The organism is Verrucomicrobiia bacterium, assembly GCA_019634625.1.
GTDB lineage: Bacteria > Verrucomicrobiota > Verrucomicrobiia > Limisphaerales > CAIMTB01 > CAIMTB01.
Map to the genome: position 1 here is coordinate 160,203 of JAHCBA010000003.1, position 19,416 is coordinate 179,618.

Sequence of the window (19,416 nt, forward strand, 5' to 3'; positions counted from 1 at the left end):
GTAGCCGCCGCAGCACGACGGCTTCTCGGTTTCCCGGTGGGTGGGTTCGGTTTTCAACATGCACACCGGCTAACGCAGCCGACGTTGAATCATTACACACGTTCGCTGAACCGCGACCTCCTTGGCGTAACGCGTTCATTCTGCGAGGTTCGGCATCATGGATTCGATGAACGAGGTGATCCTGAAGAACCTGGAGACGTTCGTCGCATTCACCCGGAAGCGGGTCGGCGATCCCCACCTGGCCGAGGATCTCGTGCAGGAAAGCCTATTGAAGGCGTTGGGGGCAGACAAGAAGCCGGCTGCCGGCGAGCACACGGTAGCGTGGTTCTATCGCATCCTGCGCCGGACGATCATCGACCTGTACCGACGGCGCGCCGCGGGGTCGCGGGCGTTGAATCAGTTCGAACAAGGGCTTGCGGAATCACCGAGCCCGAGCGACGCACGGGTTCTGTGTGCCTGCTTCAAGCGGCTGCTTCCCGCCCTGCCGGAGACGTACCGCGAACTCGTCGAACGGATTGATCTTCGGGGCGAGGAGCCCAGCCTTGTCGCCCAGGATCTGAGATTGACCCGAAACAACCTAACCGTCCGCCTGCACCGAGCGCGCCGCCACCTTCGCGATGCGCTGTCCAGGAATTGCCAAGCCTGCAGCAAGCACGGCTGCCTCGATTGTACATGCGGAGACGTCGGGGATGGCTCGCATAGCGGCTGACGCGCGTAGCATGTTCGGGGAACAAGGTCGGGCACCCACGTCCCGTGCATAATCCCCATCACTCCCAGGCGAAGACCATGAATCACTCCGCGTCCCGTCGGCCCGAACGGGCAGTCATCTGCGCCGTAATCCTGATTCTGATCCACGCATCGGCGGCCCGGGCCCGTGCGGAAAGCGAGATCGCCCTCGTCCGCGTCCCGGACGGAGGAATCCAGCCCCAAATCGCCTCCGATGCTCAGGGCACCCTCCATCTCCTCTATTTCAAGGGGAACGCATCAGCCGGGGATCTCTTCTACGCCCGCCAATCTCGCGGTGATGCGGGTTTCGGCAGGTCGCTCCGCGTCAACGGTCGGGCTGCAAGCGCCATGGCGGTGGGGACGATTCGAGGCGGCCAACTGGCGATTGGTGAGAACGGGCGCGTTCATGTGGCGTGGAACGGACCTCCCCCCAAGGGGGGCGACCACATGCTGGCGCCCATGCTTTACACGCGCCTGAACGATGACGGCACCGCGTTCGAAGCCGAACGCGATGTCATCACGAACGCGCGAGGACTGGACGGTGGTGGTTCCGTGGCAGCCGATGGCCGGGGAAACGTCTACGTCACCTGGCACGCGCCCAAACCGGGAAACACACAAGGCGAGACGGGTCGGGCCGTCTTCGTCGCGCATTCCCCGGATGGTGGCCGATCCTTTGCTCCGGAACGCCTGGCGACCGAGCAGGCCACCGGCGCGTGCGGATGCTGTGGCATGAAAGCCTTCGCCGACGGGCGGGGGAGCCTCTTCATCTCTTACCGTGGAGCCTCGGAGACTGGATTTCGCGACCAACTCCTGCTCGTCGCGCGAGATGGCGGTCTGGATTTCCAGATCGCGCTCACCCATCCATGGAAAGTCGCTGCCTGCCCGATGAGCAGCACTTCGTTTACCAGAGCAGGGACTTCGGTCCTTGCAGCGTGGGAAACCGCTGGCCGGGTCTACTGGTCGGCCCTCAGTCTCCAAGGTCAGCAGCCGTCGCTGCCCGTGGCGCCTACCGTGGTGGGCAAAAACCCCAAGCATCCGGTAGCGGTCGGAACCGCCCGTGGAGAGGTTCTTCTGGCTTGGACCGAGGGGACTGGCTGGGCGAGAGGGGGCGACGTCGCATGGCAGCGGTTCGATTCGGCAGGGAAGCCCGTCGGCGATAGAGGGCACGTCACCGGGTTGCCTTCGTGGAGCATGGCCGCGGCAGCGGCCTCCCCAACGGACGGATATGTCATCGTCTATTGAGCAGATGAGGCTGCATGAGTGGCACTGAGGAAACGGCGTCAGGCGTCCCTCGTTGCCCTACGCACCGGAGCCGACCGGTCGCCCGAAGTCCAATATTCTCCGCCACGCGCTGGCCGATTCGTCCTCGGCTATCAGTACGACTTGAACCTGCCGCCGTTCCGGCCCGGTTTTACGGTACCTTTGTTCCACAACTCCGCCCGCGTAGGCACGGAATTGCAGGGGATTTCACGGAGACCGGGTTCGGGCGGGTTTGGCCTCTAGAAAACGACGAAGCCGCTGGAGGCCAGCGGCTTAAGTCGTTGCGGTGCAATGGAAATTGGTTGCGGGGCTAGGATTTGAACCTAGGACCTTCAGGTTATGAGCCTGACGGTGTGTCGTGTCGATTCACCCTGCGACGACCTCGACTCGAGCCGAGTAGCCGAGCCGGCCCAACAAGGCTTCGCAATCTTCCCACGAGAGCCCAAAAGCCCGGACGTCGGCAACACCGATTCGGGCAACAACCTCGGTCAGGTTCGCGGCGTCGGCCGGATCGAACTCGCCGTCCATCACCGCGTTTTCCGCCCAGCCCACCAGGTCGTCCAATCCGATGCGGTGATGCAGGTAGGCAGCGATCCGGTCGGCGATGGTGTCCTTCGTGATCGTCATGGCGATATTCTAGGCCTTCCTGTGCCCGCGATCCACGGGGTACTTCTCGTGAATCTCGATCAGCACGCCCAGGTCGTCGTAAATTTCCTGACAGAAGCGGATCGTCCTCTCCCCGGCGTCAACGTCCTTCACGTATCGCGCCAGCCAACCGTGTCGCCCGGGGACATCCAACAGGTACCGCCTCCCTCCTCCAGGGAGTTCTACCCAGCGCTGAAACCTGCGTTCATTTTGGGCGCGCGTGCCCATTGGCGGCAGACTTCTACCTCGCCGTCCGGGTCTCGACAATCTCGCGAAGGCACGTGGACGTGAGCCCTTCGGGACTCCGGGGTTCGAGGTTTGGCAATGGTCTGGCTTCCGGCATTGAGTGGCACTTTCCGTAACCGAGCGGACACGGATTGGGCTGGAAATCAGGGCAAGGCAGGGGCGCCGGGAGGCATCCTAAGGCTTTAGGGCCAAGACTTTTCCGTTGGATTGAACGTGGATGGGGGTGCCGTACCGGCGGGCGACGACGCGTGCCTGCCTCGCGGCCCGTCTCAGTGCCCGTGCCGCCGCCTTGGCGAGGACGGTTCGGGGCTTCAGGCTGGGTTTCATGGTCCTTCATCGATGAGTTGATGGTGCTCGGTGGAGTTGTCGTAGACGGCCCACGCATCCGCCAACGGCCGATAGGTCGTCAGGAAGTTCCGCCAGCCGCGATCCCAGCGACGCCGAACGTCCGCCTCCGGAACCGAATGTCCGCCCTGCCGAACACGCGCGGCGATGCGGCGGAGCGCAAGACGAACGGAGGCCAGTCGAAGAAAGACGAGTTCGACCCGATAACCCTCCGCCTTCCACTGCCGCAGACGCGTGGCATAGGTCCGCCCGCTCAAGGTGCTTTCGAAGGCGAAGTCCAGCCGGGCGGCAGCGAGGCGATCCAGTTCAGCAAGCAGGAGCCGACCCGCGGCGAGGGCAGCCAACTCGGGTTTCAATGGGGAGAGTCCAGCGGCAATGAGGTCGGCGTTGACGAAGTGCAGGATCCCGAGCTCCTGGGAAAGGAATTCCCGGGCGAAAGTGGTCTTGCCGGCGCCATTCGGACCGGCAATGACGAGGCAAACGGGCGGTCGCTTGTCCCTTTTCGACACGGTTACCATGACCCGCCGAAATGAAGAATCCGGACCTGATGGGGGCCCGGATCCTTCGTAAATTGGTTGCGGGGCTAGGATTTGAACCTAGGACCTTCAGGTTATGAGCCTGACGAGCTACCGGGCTGCTCCACCCCGCGTCGCGGTCGACAGGGAGAGAGTGCCCCGGGGGGTGGGGGGCTGGCAAGGGGTTTCGAAGAGCACGTCGTAAGACTGAAGATCGTCCCCACCTATCCGACCAACCCCGTGGCCTCCTCCAGAAACGAGTGCTCGAAGGCGCTCGCATACGCTGCCACCGAGCCTTTGGACAGCCGCAGCCGACGGGCCGTCTGGCGCCAATCCACCACCGCGGCCAAGACCTCGCGCAATATCGGCTTCGCCTCGGCCGGACGGAGGCCGAATCGCGGGGCCGCGTCCAGAGCGACGGCGACGCTCGGGGCTTCCTGTTCCTCCGTCACCGCGGTCTTCGGCGTTTGCGCCCGGTCCATCTGCGGAACCGGGTTGAGATCGTAGGCCGGTGAGAGCGACCGATGCCCGGATCTTCGCATCAGGAACCCGTGGTTGCGGAGATGGTCGTCGTCGTTGCCTGCCAGCAGCGAAAAGACGAGGCGTCTCCAGAGCTCCCGAAGGTCACCGCGAACGTCGTCACCGAACTGCCGAATGCCGTCGGCCAGCTGCCCACGGACCGGCCGTTGGCGGCAGGCACCATCTCCGCCCCCATGACGCTCACACCTGGACTTGACGCGCTCAGGCTGACCCGGTCTCGATCTACGCCCATGGCATGCCTTCGCGGATGGGATGTTCGGTCCGCACGTTCCGCCGCGACTGGATGATCATCACGGCCGCCGCCTGGGATTTCGCGGCGCCAGCGCCCGAGAAATGGCCAAACTCCAGGCACCGTTGGAGTCAGCGGTTGCTCCGGAGGGCGGCAACGCGCTGGAGTCCGGCGCGGGCCGGGGCGAAATCGGGGCGGAGTCGCAGGACTTCCTCGAACTGAAGGGTGGCACCGTCGGGATCTCCCAGCACGAGGAGGGCGTTGCCGAAATTGCAGCGGGCTTCGGGGTAGTCGGGTTGGAGGGAGAGGGCCCGCTCGAAGGCGGCGGCGGCTTCGAGGGTGCGTCGGAGCCGGCCAAGGGCGGTGCCGAGGTTGTTGTGGTTGATGGCGTGGTCGGGATTGATGCGGACGGCCTGTTCGAAATGGGGGATGGCCTGCTCGGGGCGCCCCATGCGAACCAGCAGATTGCCCAGGTTGTTGTGGGCTTCGGCGTAGTCCGGGGCGAGCCGGATGGCGTCTCCGTAGTGGCGGACGGCTTCGTTGGTCTGGCCGGTGGCGGCGAGGGCGATGGCGAGGTTGAAGTGGACGGATTCGGAATCGGCAGCGAGACGGAGGCTTTCCCGGTACGACGCAATGGCCTCGCCGAGGCGCCCTGCTTCCAGGGCGGCATCGCCCGTTTCCATGAGATCCATGGCGCGGTCGGCGTCGCTGCGGAGCAGGTCGTCGAGGCTGTCGATTTCCTCGAAATCCCCGGGGTCTTCCCCGGTGCTGGTAACCTGGGCGGTCAGCGCGGGCGGGGTGGGAGGTTCGGTGGCCGTGGTGGGGGCAGGTGGAGTGGAGAGGGTGGAAGGGGTGGCGGAGGCACCGGCGCCGGGATCCGAACCGCAGCCGCCGACGAGGGCGGCCATGGCGGCAAGGAGCATTCCGAGGACGGCATGCGATGGGCGCATGGCGGCACGGTAGTGGGAGGGGAGGCGAATGGCGAATAGCGAATGGGGAATGGGGAGGCTGCGCCTCTCAGCCGTAACGATGCGATGGAATCGCACGTGGAGAGGGCATTCGACTTGGGCATTGGCCTGACGCCGGAGATTGTTCACCGAATTGTGAGGCAGGCATCGTGGGGTGGATTGGGAGGCTCACGCTGAAGCGTGGACACCCAGCGGTTCTGGCTGGGCGGGGACGTGGGGGCACGGGGTTTGGGCGTCTTTCGTTGGGTGTGCAGGCTTGATGGAGCCTGCGGTGTCGATCGCGATTTCGATTTCGATTCCGATTCGGATTTGGATTTCGATGGCGTTCTTGACGCGGATGAAGGGGCTTTCTGGATGTGAGAGAGGCGGGTTGATGCGGCCCAGCTTCCAGCGCTGGGGATTGCCATGGTTGTTCCTGGTGTCCGGGGCGCCGGGGTTGGCGGCGCAACTGGCCTGGGTGCGGGTGTTCAGCGCGGGATTGGGGCATGAGTTGCCTTCGTTGATGGGGGTGGTGGCGGCGTATTTTGCGGGGTTGTCGGTGGGGGCCTGGGCGTTGGACCGGCGGGTGAGCGCGAGCCGATGTCCGGCGCGGTGGTATGCGGGGCTGGAGTTTTTTTGTGCCGGTTGGATTGCGTTGACGACGCCGTTGCTGGGCTGGGTGAACGGGTTGGCACTGGAATGGATCGGGTTGGAGGGGTCGTGGATGCGGCAGGCGGCGGTGGCGTGGTGGGTTCCGCTGGCGGTGGTGGGTCCGGCGGCGGCGGCGCTTGGGGGGACGTTGCCGGCGATGGATCGGGCGGTGGCGCCCTGGGTGAGGGATGGCAGGGCGGTGGCGCGGTTGTACGCGTTCAATACGGCCGGTGCGGTGGTGGGCGTGGTGGCGGCCGTGGGCTGGGCGATGCCGACGTTCGGGTTTGGCGCGACGTTGTGGATGGCGGCGGGGGTGCAGGGGGTCTGCGGGGTGGTGGCCTGGGTCTGGGGGGGGCGGGTTCCAGACGGGAGTGGGCGGGATGCGGAGTCGGGGATGGCGGAGCCTGGGAATGCGGATGGAAAGCGGTCGTCCGGATTGGCGATGGGCGATGGGCGATTTGCCGGTTCAGGGGCCGCCGGTTCCGAGGTCACCGGGCGAAGGCGTCTTTGGGTGACGGCCTGGCTGACCGGGATGCTCGGGATCGGCTACGAACTGCTTGGGGTACGGGTGCTGGCGCAGGTGACGGAGAACACGGTGGTGACGTTTGCGGCGGCGTTGTCGGTGTTTCTGGCGGGGACGGCGTTGGGGGCGGGATTGCTGCGGGGGTTGGAGCGTCGGGGCTGGGTTCCGGGATTGGGCGGCTGGGTTTCGGGGCTGGCGGTGGTCTGCGTGGCGGAGGTGTGGGTGATGGTGAACGGGGCGTGGTGGCTGGCCTGGGGAACGGGTTGGGCGGGGCCGGTGGGGGGGGAAGTGGTCCTGGCGCTGGCGGTGTTCCTGGTGCCGACGGTGCTGATGGGGGCGTTGTTTGCGTCCCTTGCGCAGGCGGCGCGGACGGAGCGGGGCGGGGTGGGGCGGGTGGTGGCGTGGAACACGCTGGGGGCGGCGCTGTCGGGCCCGGTGTTCCTGGGGTGGATGCTGCCGTTGCTGGGCTGGAAATGGACGCTGGTGGCGTTGGCGCTGGGCTACGGGATTCTGGTGCCGCGGCCGTGGGGGGGATGGCGTTGGGTGGGGCCGGTCTTGGCGGCGATGCTGGTGCCGTTTCTGCCGGGGCGGGTGCGGTGGCTGGATCTGCCGCCGGGGGCCACGGTGGTGCGGCACGAGGAGGGGCCGCTGGCGACGGTGACGGTGGTGCGGACGGCGGACGGGCACCGGGTGTTGCGGGTGAACAACCGGTTTCAGCAGGGGGGCACGGCCACGGCTGGGGCGGCGCGACGGCACGCGCATCTGCCATTGCTGCTGCATCCGGGACCGGAACGGGCGTTGTTTCTGGGAATGGGCACGGGGATCAGCCTGGCGGCCGCTGCGGCGCACCCGGGGTTGCGGGCGGACGGGGTGGAACTGCTGCCGGAAGTGGTGGCGTGTCTGCCTGAATTCGAGCCGGAGAACGCGGCCTTGCGGGATCGGGACCGGTTCCGCTGGTGGGTGGCGGATGCGCGGCGTTTCGTGAGGGCGGCCGCCGGCGAGTACGATGTGATCGTGGCGGACCTGTTCCATCCGGCGGAGGACGGGGCGGGGTTCCTGTACACGCGGGAGCATTTTGCGGCGCTGCGACGTCGATTGGCGCCGGGGGGGCTGGTCTGCCAGTGGCTGCCGGTGCACCAGATGGACGGGGCGTCGCTGCGGGTGGTGGCGCGGACGTTTCTGGAGGTGTTTCCGGAGGCGACGCTGTGGTTGTTGCGTTTCAATGTGGATGCGCCGGTGGTGGGATTGGTGGGGGGGCGCGACCTGGGGCCGGTGGATCCGGAGGCGCTTGGCCGTCGGCTGGCGGGTGCGTCGCTGTCTGAGGCGTTGGCAGCCGTGGCGATGCAGACGGTGCCGCGCGTGCTCGGGTGCCAGGTGATGGGGAATGCGCGGTTGCGGGCGTTTGCGGACGGGGCGGAGGTGGCGACGGACGACCGGCCGCTGGTGTTGTTCCGGGCGCCGGCGGCGGCGTACCGGCCCGAGGCGAGTCCGGCGCAGCGATTGGGGGCGTTGATCGAGGCGGGTGAAGCGGACTTCGAGGGGTGGCTGGCGGGGGAGGATGCGGGGTTATGGCGGGGACGATTGGAAGCGTTCCGGCGGGCGCGGGACCGTCATCTGGCGGGCCTGGTGCGGGAGAGCGGGGGGATGTTGCGGGAGGCGGTGGAGGAGTACCTGGCGAGTGCGGCGGGGAGTCGGGACTACACCGGGGGGTATGCGCAGGCGATTCTGGTGGCGTCGGCGTATGCGGCGGAGGATCCGGTGTGGGCCCGGACGATTCTTGAGAGACTGATGCTGGCCCGACCGGAGGAACGGCTGGCGGGGGAGATGCTGCGGCGGTTGGGGCCGTGAGGGCGGCCCTCATTGCGTTGGGATGGCAGTTCGGCGCAACTTCCGGGTCCCGGCTGTGTGCTGTTGCCAGGCGCCAAACAGGGCTCGGGCCAGGTGATCACAAACCAGGACAACTTCGAGGACTTTATGAGGTCCTACCAGAACATGGTCTTTTCGACCGCGTCGCGGCTGCTTGGGAACGACGCGGAAGCGCAGGACGTGGCGCAGGAGGTTTTTGTGCGGGCCTACGAGCGGTTCGACGATCTGGGACAGAGTGTGACGGCGGGCGGGTGGTTGAAGACGGTGACGCGGAACCTGTGCCTGAATCATTTGCAGCGGTACCGGGCGCGATGGCGGTTTTTTTCGGAGATGGGGAGCGGGGACGACGACCGGGACGAGCGGGCGTGGGATGTGCCGGTGGAGGATCGGGCGGTGATGGAGGCGGGGACGGGGGATCGGCGGGAGATGCTGGAGCAGGTGTTGCAGACGTTGCCGGCGAGCCAGCGGGTGCCGCTGGTGCTGTTTCACTTTGAGGACCTGAGTTACGAGGAGATCGCCGCGCAGTTGAAGATTTCCCTGAGCAAACTGAAGACGGATATCCATCGGGGCCGGGAGGCCCTGCGACGCAAACTGCAGATCGGGGCGAACCGCGCCGAATTCGCCGACGAGGCGCGCACCGCCCACTGAGCCACTGAGCCATGAAGATCATTCGACATCCCCTCTTGATGCGGCCGAGTCCGGAGCAGGAACTGGAGCAGGCGGTGGATCGTGCCCTGCGGGCGCTGCCCGAGCGGAGCGCCCCGGCGACGCTGATGCCCCGGGTGCGGCAGGCGATCGCCGAGCGCCAGCGACTGCCGTGGTGGCGCAAGTCGTTTCAACACTGGCCCGGGCCGGCGCGCTGGATGTTTCTGGGACTGACCACGGCGCTGGCCGTGCTGGTGTTGTCAGCGGGCTGGGGCGGATCGGACGGGGCGGGCTATCGATGGATGGCGCAGGAGGCGCTGGCGGTGGCGGGGTACCTGGAGGTGGCGGCGGGCGTGCTGGGAACGCTGACGAACGCGGGGCTGGCGGTGGCGGGAACGCTGGGGCCGGCATGGATCTGGGGGGCGGCCGCGGTGGCGGGGGCCTGTTATCTCACGACGCTGGGGCTGGGGACGTTCTGTTATCGCCTGGTGTCGCAACGGATTTGAAAAAAGGAGACGGCTTATGAAGTTGGATCGACCCATTGCGACGGCCTGGAGGGTTCTGCCGGGCGTCGCCGTTTTGGGATGGATGCTGGCCGCGGGTCAGCCCATCGAGCCAGGGGGCCAGGAGGCGAACGCCAATGCGGCACCGGTGGAACGACGTGCGGAAGCGCCGGCGGGGCAGCGGCATCGACTGCACCAGGTGGTGAGCATCGGCGGCGATGCGGTGGTGCGGACGAACCAGGTGGCCGAGCAGGTGGTGGTGGTGCGGGGTTCGGCAGTGATCGAGGGGGATGTGGACAGCGACGCGGTGGTGGTGCTGGGCAAGGCGCGGATCACGGGGCGGGTGCGCGGGGATCTGGTGGTGGTGCTGGGCGAGGTGGAGTTGAACGGGCAGGTCGATGGCGATGTGGTGCTCATTTTGACCCGGGGGAAGCTGGGGCCCGAGGCGCGGGTGCGGGGCGGGATGGTGGCGGTGGGGACACCGCCGGAGGTGGATCCGCTGGCGGAGATCCGGGGGCGTCCGGAGATTGTGTCGCTGGGGCCGATCATGCGGTATCTCGATTGGGGGAAGGAGTATCTGGTCCAGGGAGTGTTTCTGTTGCGGCCGTTTCCGCCGCGGCTGGGTTGGGTGTGGGTGGTGACGGGACTGTTCCTGTTGTTTCACCTGGTGATTGCGGCGGTGTTTGCGCGGCCGCTGCAGGGGTGCATGGAGATCCTGCGGGAGCAGCCGGCGCGGTCGTTCCTGGTGGGGTTGCTGGCGTGCGTGCTGGTGGGGCCGGTGTCGATTCTGCTGAGTTTCACGATGGTGGCGACGCCGCTCATCCTGCTGGCGTTCTTTGCGGTCTGCGTGTTCGGGCGGGTGGCGGTGTACGGGGCGACGGGGGTTGCGCTGGGACGGGGGGTGGGTTGGGCGGGGATGCAGGCGCCGGTGGTGGCGGTGCTGGTGGGCTCGGTGCTTTTCTATTTGTCGTACATGATCCCGGTGGTGGGTTTTGCGGTGTACTGGCTGGTGGTGCCGTGGGGTGTGGGGGCGGCGTTGATCCAGATGTTCGAGGCGCTGCGACGGGAGCGGCGTCCGACGTTCCCGGGGCCGACGCGTCCGGCTTCGCTGTCGCCCGAGGCGGCGCGGGCGGCGTCCGGGTTGATGGCGGGTGCGACGGGGCCGGCGACGCAGGCGATGGTGGGGGTTCCCGGGACGCCTGGGGTGGAGTCGGGAGCGGGCCCGCACGATGCGAAGCAGGGGGTGGCACCGGCGGTGGAACCGGGTGTGGAACCGGGTACGGGATTTGGGGAGGCGGAACCGGCACGATCGGCCCCGGGGGCGACTGCCCCGCCGCCGCTGCCCAGGATGGCTGCGCCCATCGTTTCCCTGAATGAAATGGATCCGGTGCTGGCGGTGCGGGTGGGGTTCTGGCCACGGCTGGGAGCGGCGCTGATCGACGGCCTGGTGGTGGGCTTTGTGAACGCGATCACGTTCGGGGAGGTGCGGTCCTTCTGGCTGTTGCTGGGGGCGTACCACCTGGTGATGTGGGCGTGGAAGGGGACGACCCTGGGAGGGGCGGTGCTGGGGATGCGGATTGTGCGGCTGGACGGACGGAGGGTGGACTGGTCGGTGTCGGCAGTTCGGATGCTGGGGAGTCTGGTGTCGCTGTTGCCGCTGGGGTTTGGATTTTTCTGGGTGGTGTGGGACGACCAGTTCCAATCGTGGCACGACCGGATTGCGGGGACGACGATTGTGAAGGTGGATCATACCAAGGCGTTGATCTGAGGGGGAAGGCACGCTGAAGCGTGTACACCGAACGGAGGGGGACTCGGGCACGCTGAGGCGTGGACACCGAACGGGGGGGGACTCTTACACGCTGAAGCGTGTACACCGAACGGAGGGGGGATTCGGGCACGCGGAAGCGTGGACACCGGGCGGCGGGGTTCAGCGCGGGGGCAGGGTGGGGCGGGCGGCGGCGAGGAAGCGCGGGTAGCCCTGGTACACGAAGGTTCGGCCGGAGACATCGACGGCGAGGGCGGGGCAGTAACGATCGCGGACGGACGGGAGGGGCTGGGTCAGGGGACCGGACTTGGCGGTGGATTCGAGAAGGATCGGGGCGCCGCGGTCTTCGAAGGTGACCCAGGCATGGGCGGTGTCGTTCCAGAGGCCGGCCATGAAGAGAGGGTGGAAGCCGAGGCGATGGAGCTGGCGCCAGGCCCAGAGGGCATGGTCTTCGCAATCCCCTTTGCGGAGGTGTTCGAAGGTGACGGGGTGCTGCCAGAAGTCGGCCTGGAAGAAGAGGGTCTGGTCATCGAGCGCCTCGCAGTCGCGGAGCCAGTTGCAGAGGTCTTCGAGGGAGGCGATGGGGACGCGGCTGGGGCCGTCGAGGTAATCGAGGAACTGGCGTTCGCTGGCCAGTCCGAAGGCGCGGGCGGCGACGCGGATGGCGAGTCGTTCCCAGGGATCCGCCTGCGACTGGAAGAAGCGGGTCAGCCGGAGGAAGTCCGAGGTGCCGCGACGGAGTCTGGCGAGGAGCCCGGGCATGGCGGGCGGGAGACGGGGGGGGGTGGTGGGGTTAGTGGGTGGCGAGGAGGGCCTCGCTGGCCAGGCGGCGGGTGATGAACTGGCGCAGCAGGGGGATGCGGGCGTGGGAAAGCCAGGCGAGTCCCAGGTTGGGGTTGGCGCCCACGACCGGTTCCATGGCGAACCAGTACATGAGGGGGAGGTTATGGTCGGTGGCGTCCTCGGCGCGGGCGATGAGGGGTTCGAGGATGGGGTGGCGCTGGGGGACCGGGGTGCGCTGGAGGGCGGCGGCGAGGTAGAGGCGGACGAAGGGCGAGGCGTCTTCGCGGGCGAGGCGGGCGAATTCGGCGAGGGCGGTCGGGCTGGGGCGGCGGTGTTCGGCGAGGAACTGGATGGCCCAGGCGCGGAGGTATTCGTCGGCATCGCGGAGGAGGGCGAGGAGGAGGGGTTCGGGGGCGCCGTCGGTGACGTGGAGAGCCCAGAGGGCGCGGAGCCGGACGCGGCGTTCGGGTCGTGAGCGCAACTGGTCGAGGAGGGCGGGGTGGACGGCGGGGGACAAGTCGCCGCGGGCGGCGCGTTCCTGGAGGACGCGGCGGGAATGGCGGACGGCGAACTCGCGGAGTTCGGCCATGTTGGCGACGAGTTCGAGATCGGAGAGGCGGGCGAAGTCCACGCGCGAGACCGGCTGATTGTTGTAAACGACCTTGTAGATGCGGCCGTTGGAGCGGTCGTGGCCGTCCTCGCGGTTGTGATGGCACTGGTTCCGGTCGTACCAGTCGATGATGTACATGGAGCCGTCCTGATCGTAGAGCTGGTTGAGGGTCTGGCTCCAGGTGTCGTTGAAGTTGAGGAAGTCGGGGGCATGGCGGCCGACGTAGCCGGAGCCCTGGCGTTCGGCGAAGTCGGTGTTGAGGCGCTGGCCGTGAATGTTGCCGATGAGGATCTGGTGCCGGTATTTGTCGGGCCAGGTGCCGCCGAGATAGACCATGAGGCCGGCATGGGCATGGCCGCCGCCGACGGCGTCGCTGCGGGCGTTTGCGGCGTGGGGTCCGCGGGAGCCGGCCCAGTGGACGTGGTCCCCGTGCGACTGGATATCCTGGTAGATGAAGGGATTGAGGTGGCGCGGGGCGTTGCGGGGCAGGTGGGGGAGGCAGCGTTCCTTTTCCTCGAGGGTGATCGAGTAGTGCTGGCCGCCCTGGCGCTGGTAGCGGGCGCCCTGGATGATGTGCCAGAAGTGCGGGATCACGCAGGCTTCGAGGAAGAGCTGACCGTCCTCATCGAAGTCGATGCCCCAGGGGTTGCTGGTGCCTTCGGCGAACACCTCGAAGTCGTGCCGGACGGGGTGGTAGCGCCAGACGGCGCAATCGACGCGCTGACGGCGTTCGGCCGGGGTGCCGGGCTTGCCGACGTGGGACGGGCAGAAGACGCCGTGGCAGCCGTAGAGCCAGCCATCGGGTCCCCAGGTGAAGGTGTTGAGGGTTTCGTGGGTGTCGGCCACGTAATCCCACCCATCGAGGAGGATGCGAGGCGGTCCGGCCGGGCGGGGTGCGTCGCCATCGGCGATGGGCACCACCATCAGGTAGGGGGCGGCGCCGATCCAGAGGGCGCCGAAGCCGATTTCGAGACCGCTGACGAGGTTGAGGTTTTCGAGGAAGACGGTGCGGCGGTCGAAGCGGTGATCGCCGTTGGTGTCCTCGAAGACGAGGATGCGGTCGAGTCCGCCGAAGATGTCCTTGAGTTGGGCCTCGGTGGGTTGGGAGAGGTCGTCGGTGGGGGGGCGATCCTCGCGGGGGGGATGGCTGCGCCGGCGGGGATAGGAATGGCCTTCGGCGACCCACACGCGGCCGCGGTCGTCGAGGCAGAAGGCGATGGGCTGGCGGATGTCGGGTTCGCCGGCGAAGAGGTGGGCCTGGAAGCCTTCGGGGAGGGAGATGGCGCGGACGGCTTCCTCGGGGGAAAGACCGGCGAAGGGGACGATGTCGGCGGGGGGTTCCTCGGCGATCTGGCGGGGATCGAGGGCATTGGCGAACCGGGGCCGGGCGGCATGGAAGCGGAAATCGTCGAAGTTGAGGTGGCCCCAGTGACCGCTCTGGCGATCCACGAGGCGGATGAAGATCGAGCGGCCCTGGAGTTCGCGGAGGTCCACCACCACGGGGCGGAGGGTTTCGTGTTCGTAGCCGGTGGAGCGGAAGAACACTTCGTCGGTGTCGGCGCGGACCAGTTCGACACGGGTGTTGGCGTGAGCGCCGCCGGCGACGAGGAAGCTGGCCCAGGGCTGGGTGACGGGAAAGGCGACCGAGGTCAGGGTGCCCTGGGGATCGTCACCGACCTTCTCGAACCCGCCGATCCAGTATTCGCCCTGGTGACCGCTTTCCATGTCGCCGCGGCGGGGCTTGACGGTGTCGCCACGGATTGGCTGGCCGAGGAAGGCGTCGCCCTGGGCCTTCCAGTCGCGGAGATCGCCGGTTTCGAAATCGAGGTTGAGGGGGCGGCCCGAGGAATCGGTCGGGCGGATGGATTCGGCGGCGGGGAGGGTGGCAGCGGCGAGGCAGGCGGCCAGGAGGGTGGCGGCGCGGAAAAGCGGTCGGCCGGCGATGGGCATGGGGGGAGTTTGCGAGGGTGCGGAGAGGGAGGAAAGGGGATTTGTGTCCGGGAAGGATTGCGATTTCCCAAGGCAGGGTGGGCCGGTCAGAGTCGGGCCTGCGGAAGTTCATGGCGGCATTTCTGCGACAGCTCTGGCGGTTTGCGCGTCCCCATCAGCGCCGGTTGTGGCTGGGGTTGGGGTGCGGGCTGATTCATGCCCTGGGCAGCGCGCTGCTGCTGCTGTCGGTGAAGCTGGTGTTCGACGCGATCTTTCCGACGGAGGGGGCGCGGACGTTGTCGGATTCGCTGGCGCGGGTTCCGGGGTTTCTGCGGGAGACGCTCGAGGGGGCGATGGCGCATTTGCGGCTCGAGGCGGATTCGTGGGCGTTGATCGCGGTGATTGCGAGCGTGCCGGTGGCGATGTTGATGCGGGGGATGGGGGCGTTTCTGAGCCTGTACTGCATGCATTGGGCGGGGACGGCCACGGTGCATGACGTGCGAGTGGCGATCTTCGGGCATTTGCAGCGGTTGTCGCTCGGGTACTTCCACGGGGCGCGCACGGGGGATCTGCTGTCGCGGTTGATCAACGATACGGTGGCCGTGCAGCAGGCGGTGTCGCTGGGGTTTTCGACGCTGGCGAAGGATCCGGCGACGATCGTGTCGCTGGTGGCGTACCTGGTGGTGATGCAGCCGCGGCTGACATCGGTGGCGCTGGTGGTGTTCCCGCTGGTGGTGGTGCCGATCGTGGTTTACGGGCGGAAGGTGCGGCGGTCCTGGAAGGCGGCCCAGACGCATACGGCCGAGTTGAGCGATCAGATGCAGGAGAACTTCACCGGGGCACGGGTGGTGAAGGCGTTCAATCTCGAGACGCTGATGACGGAGCGGTTTGCCGAGACGTCACGCCGAATCACCAGCCAGTTGCGAAGGCTGTTCCGGGCGGCCGAACTGCCGGGGCCGGCGATCGAGGCGTTCGGTGCGGTGGGGGTGAGCCTCATGCTCTACTACGTGATGCGTTCGCCCGAGGGGGAACGCCCATCGGCGGGGGACTTCTCGTCATTCGTGGGGGCCCTTTTCCTCCTTTACCAGCCGGTGAAGAACGTGAGCCGGTTGTGGGGGTTGCTCGAACAGGGGCGGGCGGCGGGCGAGCGGCTGTTTCCGATCCTGGCCACGCCGCCCGGGATCGAGGAGCGGCCCGATCCGGTGCCGTTCGAGGTCCGGGACGCCGCGATCGAGTTTCGGGATGTCGAGGTGCGGTACGACGACGAGCCCGTGTTGCGCGATTTCAATCTCACGGTGGCGCCGGGGCAGTTGGTGGCGCTGGTGGGGCCGAGCGGGTCGGGGAAGACGACGGTGACCAACCTGCTGTTGCGGTTCATCGATCCGAACCGGGGGAGCGTGCGGATTGGCGGGGTGGACCTGCGGGATGTGCGGCTGCGGGACTTGAGGGACCGGATGGCGATTGTCACCCAGGAGACGCTGCTCTTCAACGACACCATCCGGGCCAACATCCGGATGGGGCGGTTGGGGGCGACCGACGCGGAGATCGAGGCGGCGGCGCGACACGCGCACGCGGAGGAGTTCATCCGGGCGCGACCGCAGGGGTACGACGCGCCGATCGGGGAAAGGGGGACGGCGTTGTCGGGGGGCCAGCGCCAGCGCCTGGCGATCGCTCGGGCGCTGCTGCGGGACGCGCCCATCCTGGTGCTGGACGAGGCCACCAGCGCGCTGGATTCGGAGTCGGAACGATGGGTTCAGGCGGCCTTGGAGGAATTGACCCAGGGGCGGACCACCTTGTGCATCGCGCACCGGCTATCGACGATTCAGAAGGCGGACCGGATCGTGGTGATGGAGGCGGGTCGGATTGTGGACACGGGCACCCATGAGGAATTGCTGGCGCGCGGGGGGCTGTACCGGCGGTTGCATGATCTTCAGTTCGCGGGGTGATGGGGGGGCGAATGGGGAATGGGGAATCGTTGGGGGGGGAGGAAAGGTGTGCGCTTCCTGTGCGGAACGTCTGTTCGCGGCGACGCTTACGGGGCGGAGAAGGGTGGGGCTGCTTCGATTCGCCTTTCTGCGCTGCGCAGGTGCGGACGGGACGTGTTTAATAAGACAGTCGAAATGAAATTGACCGCTCGCATTTAACCAGTCTGGCAGATCGTTGTTGACGATCTGCGAGTGGGTCAGAGTGGGCGGTCGAGTGGGTTTTCCGGGGTTGCCGGGAGGGAGGGAAAGGGAATGTGGCGTCAATAATAGAGAGTCTGACTTTATGTTTGAGAGCGTCAATAATACTGAGCCTGACTTTATGTTGACGTGCTTCGGAATGTGACGTCAATAAAAAGTGCCTGACCATATAACTAGGTGCGACCCAACGCTTCGCGCCATTGTGGCCTCGTGGAACGCGGCCCTCCGAGGCAACGCTGCGCGCTGCGCGAGGTTCGCCGTTCTCCCCACGACTCCGGGATGCACGGATGCACGGGTGCACGGGTGCACGGGCCCGAATCGCCAATCCCGAGTCGCCCTGCTGGGCTGCTGGGTCAGGATCGGAGGCTGACGGGGACGATTTCGCGTGGAGAGGGGGCGAGGGCGGGTTGGGAATGGGTGCCGGCCCACTCGAGAAGCCGGGCTTCGACGGCGTCGATGGTTTCGTCGGGGGTTGAGGTGCCGGCGGTGATGCCGACGGAGTCGCCGGGTTGGAACCATTCGGGCTGGAGATCGCCGGCGGTTTGAACGTGATGGGCACGGGCACCGAAGCGGCGGCAGGTGGCGACCAGTTCGCGGGTGTTGTTGCTGTGGGCGCCGCCGACGACGACCACCACATCGCTTTGGGCGGCGATGTCTTCGGCGGCTTGCTGCCGTCGCTTGGTGGGCAGGCAGACGGTGTCGGCGAACTGGATCTGGCTGTCGGGGAACCGGGTTTGAAGGAGGGCGAGGAGATGGCGAACGCGGGAGAGCGGCTGGGTGGTCTGGGCCACCACGCCGAATTTTTGGTGGGACGCCACGGAGGCGACATCGGCGTCATCGAGGACGACGTCGAAGGCCGCGAGGTCTTCGGTCATGCCACGCACCTCGACGTGGTTTCGTTGTCCGACGATCACGGGATGGAAACCTTGTCGCACGAGGGCGGCGAGGCGTTCGTGGGCGAAGCGGACGAGGGGGCAGGTGGCCTCGATGAGGCGGTGTCCGCGATCGCGAACTTCGGCGAGGCGCCGTTCCGAGGCGCCGTGGGCGGTGATGACGACGGTGGGGGTCTGCACGGTGTCGAGCCGGGGTTCGAAGCGGACGCCCTGATGGCGGAGCTGGGAGAGGACGGTTTCGTTGTGGACGAGGTCGCCGAGCACGGTGACGGGGCCGGCGGCAGCCTCCTGGCGGGCGAGGGTGATGGCGTCGCGGACGCCGAAGCACATGCCGAGATGGGCGGCGCGGAGGATCTTCATGGGCGATGCGGGGGCTGGGGGTTGAGGGCTTTGTTTGGCAAAGTGATGGGGTGGAGGTCCGGGGTGGACTGGAGTGGCGGAGATCAGGGTTGTCGGGGCCGGGTTTGGGCGACGATCTCCTCGAGGAGCAGGAGGTACCCGGCGAAGGCCTGGCGGCCGGTTGGGGTGAGGGAGTAGCTGGTTGCGGAGCGGCCGCCTTCGAGGGACTTGGTGACGGCGACATACCCGGCCTCGTGAAGGGTGCGGAGGTGGGTGGTGGCGTTGCCGTCGGTCATGCGGAGGGTGTCGCGGATCTCGGTGAAGAGCAGGGAAGGGGAGGCGGCGAGGAGGGACATGATGGCGAGGCGTCCCTTCTCGTGGATGACCCGGTCGAGCTGCAGGAAGGGTTCTGGGTTCACGCGCGGCGGGCCCGTCGTTCCGTCACCGCCAGGTAGAGACCGTAGGCGAAGTGAAGTCCGCCGAAGGCGAGGCCCATGACCGCGTGGGCGTGTCGGAGGGAGGGCATGCCGGCGGCGTAGGAGCGGGCGTTGACGTAGAGGAGGAGGGCGGCGCCGAGGGTGGCGAAGAGCCAGGCGAAGAGTTTGATGCCGCGGGGCATGAAGAATCCGGCGGCGTGGGTGGCGGTGCCGAAGGTGAGCATCCAGGCGCCGGGGAGCCACCAGGCGTGGAGGGGATCGCGCCAGGCGGGCAGGAGGATGACGAGACCGGCGAGGACACCGGCGAAGAGGGAAGGGAGCATGGCCTGGGCGACGCGGCGGGCGGGGGGGGACCAGAATGGTTCGGCATCCCGGAGGGCCTGCTGGCGGACGACCCCGAGGGCGAGGGCGAGGGCGACCCCGGCGACGACCATCCAGTAGGCGGCGAAGCCGCGGGCGGTGTCGATGTCCTGGAACCAGCCGAAGGCGCCGGCGGCGAGGCCGAGAATTCCGACGGCGAGGCAGATGGGGGCGAGGGTGCGCCGGTACACGGCGGAGCGCTCCATCAGGTTGCGGATGACTTGGAGAGTGTCGGCCGCCCAGGCGTCTTTCACCGCGCAAACTTTGCATGGCAAAGTCAGGACGTCAACCGGTGCATCCCGGAGTCGTGGGGAGAGGTGCGAACGTCGCGGAGGGTCGCCGCGGCCGGCCGGGTTCCACGAGGCCGCAAGGGTGTGGAGCGTTGGGTTGAGGACTCGCGGAGCTCGTCCCTCCGATTCGCTGCCTTCTCACCCACAACTCCGGGATGCACCGGACGTCAACGAGGGTGTGAAACG

At 67.4% G+C, this 19,416-nt stretch carries 16 protein-coding genes, 2 tRNA genes and 1 pseudogene; 7 read left to right on the forward strand and 12 right to left on the reverse strand.

Annotated elements, in window-relative coordinates; genetic code table 11:
• Positions 1 to 157 precede the first annotated feature (157 nt).
• The gene (locus tag KF833_02820) at positions 158 to 709 is read left to right on the forward strand and encodes a sigma-70 family RNA polymerase sigma factor (protein MBX3744220.1); all 552 of its coding nucleotides are present in this window, start codon (positions 158 to 160) and stop codon (positions 707 to 709) included.
• A 476-nt stretch (positions 710 to 1,185) separates the two neighbouring features.
• Positions 1,186 to 1,968, forward strand: a complete 783-nt coding sequence (locus KF833_02825) for a hypothetical protein (protein MBX3744221.1) — start codon at positions 1,186 to 1,188, stop codon at positions 1,966 to 1,968.
• A gap of 317 nt (positions 1,969 to 2,285) precedes the next feature.
• Here KF833_02825 and KF833_02830 read toward each other — a convergent pair.
• The 7 genes and pseudogenes from KF833_02830 to KF833_02860 form a co-directional block, all read right to left on the reverse strand.
• Positions 2,286 to 2,362 (reverse strand) — tRNA-Leu (locus tag KF833_02830).
• The gene (locus KF833_02835) at positions 2,353 to 2,613 is read right to left on the reverse strand and encodes a hypothetical protein (GenBank protein MBX3744222.1); all 261 of its coding nucleotides are present in this window, start codon (positions 2,611 to 2,613) and stop codon (positions 2,353 to 2,355) included. Before KF833_02835 ends, KF833_02830 begins: the two co-directional genes overlap by 10 nt.
• A gap of 9 nt (positions 2,614 to 2,622) precedes the next feature.
• A complete protein-coding gene (locus KF833_02840; protein MBX3744223.1) occupies positions 2,623 to 2,859 on the reverse strand; it encodes a hypothetical protein in 237 nt (78 codons plus the stop codon).
• 341 nt (positions 2,860 to 3,200) lie between these two features.
• The gene (locus tag KF833_02845; GenBank protein MBX3744224.1) at positions 3,201 to 3,740 is read right to left on the reverse strand and encodes a zeta toxin family protein; all 540 of its coding nucleotides are present in this window, start codon (positions 3,738 to 3,740) and stop codon (positions 3,201 to 3,203) included.
• 54 nt (positions 3,741 to 3,794) lie between these two features.
• Positions 3,795 to 3,871 (reverse strand) — tRNA-Met (locus tag KF833_02850).
• A 90-nt stretch (positions 3,872 to 3,961) separates the two neighbouring features.
• Positions 3,962 to 4,531: a HipA domain-containing protein gene (locus KF833_02855; GenBank protein ID MBX3744225.1), complete on the reverse strand. Its 570-nt coding sequence runs from the start codon at positions 4,529 to 4,531 to the stop codon at positions 3,962 to 3,964.
• 762 nt (positions 4,532 to 5,293) lie between these two features.
• Positions 5,294 to 5,380 (reverse strand): annotated as a pseudogene (locus tag KF833_02860) (LysM domain-containing protein).
• 467 nt (positions 5,381 to 5,847) lie between these two features.
• Between KF833_02860 and KF833_02865 the strand changes: the two are divergent.
• From KF833_02865 to KF833_02880, 4 genes are all read left to right on the forward strand, one after another.
• On the forward strand, positions 5,848 to 8,475 hold the full coding sequence (locus KF833_02865) for a hypothetical protein (GenBank protein MBX3744226.1): 2,628 nt from the start codon (positions 5,848 to 5,850) through the stop codon (positions 8,473 to 8,475).
• Positions 8,476 to 8,601: 126 nt separating this feature from the next.
• A complete protein-coding gene (locus tag KF833_02870; GenBank protein ID MBX3744227.1) occupies positions 8,602 to 9,141 on the forward strand; it encodes a sigma-70 family RNA polymerase sigma factor in 540 nt (179 codons plus the stop codon).
• A gap of 11 nt (positions 9,142 to 9,152) precedes the next feature.
• Entirely contained in the window at positions 9,153 to 9,644 is a 492-nt protein-coding gene (locus KF833_02875) for a hypothetical protein (protein MBX3744228.1), read from the forward strand.
• A 16-nt stretch (positions 9,645 to 9,660) separates the two neighbouring features.
• Positions 9,661 to 11,409 carry an RDD family protein gene (locus tag KF833_02880; protein MBX3744229.1) on the forward strand — a complete coding sequence of 583 codons (1,749 nt, stop codon included), beginning with the start codon at positions 9,661 to 9,663 and terminating at the stop codon, positions 11,407 to 11,409.
• A gap of 159 nt (positions 11,410 to 11,568) precedes the next feature.
• On the opposite strand, the gene KF833_02885 is transcribed toward KF833_02880, so the two are convergent.
• The gene (locus KF833_02885) at positions 11,569 to 12,168 is read right to left on the reverse strand and encodes a hypothetical protein (protein ID MBX3744230.1); all 600 of its coding nucleotides are present in this window, start codon (positions 12,166 to 12,168) and stop codon (positions 11,569 to 11,571) included.
• Positions 12,169 to 12,199: 31 nt separating this feature from the next.
• The gene (locus KF833_02890; protein MBX3744231.1) at positions 12,200 to 14,749 is read right to left on the reverse strand and encodes a HEAT repeat domain-containing protein; all 2,550 of its coding nucleotides are present in this window, start codon (positions 14,747 to 14,749) and stop codon (positions 12,200 to 12,202) included.
• Positions 14,750 to 14,859: 110 nt separating this feature from the next.
• Between KF833_02890 and KF833_02895 the strand changes: the two genes are divergently transcribed.
• A complete protein-coding gene (locus tag KF833_02895) occupies positions 14,860 to 16,674 on the forward strand; it encodes an ABC transporter ATP-binding protein (protein ID MBX3744232.1) in 1,815 nt (604 codons plus the stop codon).
• Between the two features lie 590 nt (positions 16,675 to 17,264).
• Here the strand turns inward: KF833_02895 and ispH are convergent.
• The 3 genes from ispH to KF833_02910 all read right to left on the reverse strand — a co-directional run bounded on the left by ispH (position 17,265) and on the right by KF833_02910 (position 19,194).
• Positions 17,265 to 18,164, reverse strand: a complete 900-nt coding sequence (gene ispH / locus KF833_02900) for a 4-hydroxy-3-methylbut-2-enyl diphosphate reductase (protein MBX3744233.1) — start codon at positions 18,162 to 18,164, stop codon at positions 17,265 to 17,267.
• Between the two features lie 83 nt (positions 18,165 to 18,247).
• Complete coding sequence (locus KF833_02905; GenBank protein MBX3744234.1) at positions 18,248 to 18,562, reverse strand: transcriptional regulator; 315 nt, start codon at positions 18,560 to 18,562, stop codon at positions 18,248 to 18,250.
• Entirely contained in the window at positions 18,559 to 19,194 is a 636-nt protein-coding gene (locus KF833_02910; GenBank protein MBX3744235.1) for a hypothetical protein, read from the reverse strand. The genes KF833_02905 and KF833_02910 overlap by 4 nt, the downstream gene beginning before the upstream one ends.
• Between the last annotated feature and the right edge of the window lie 222 nt (positions 19,195 to 19,416).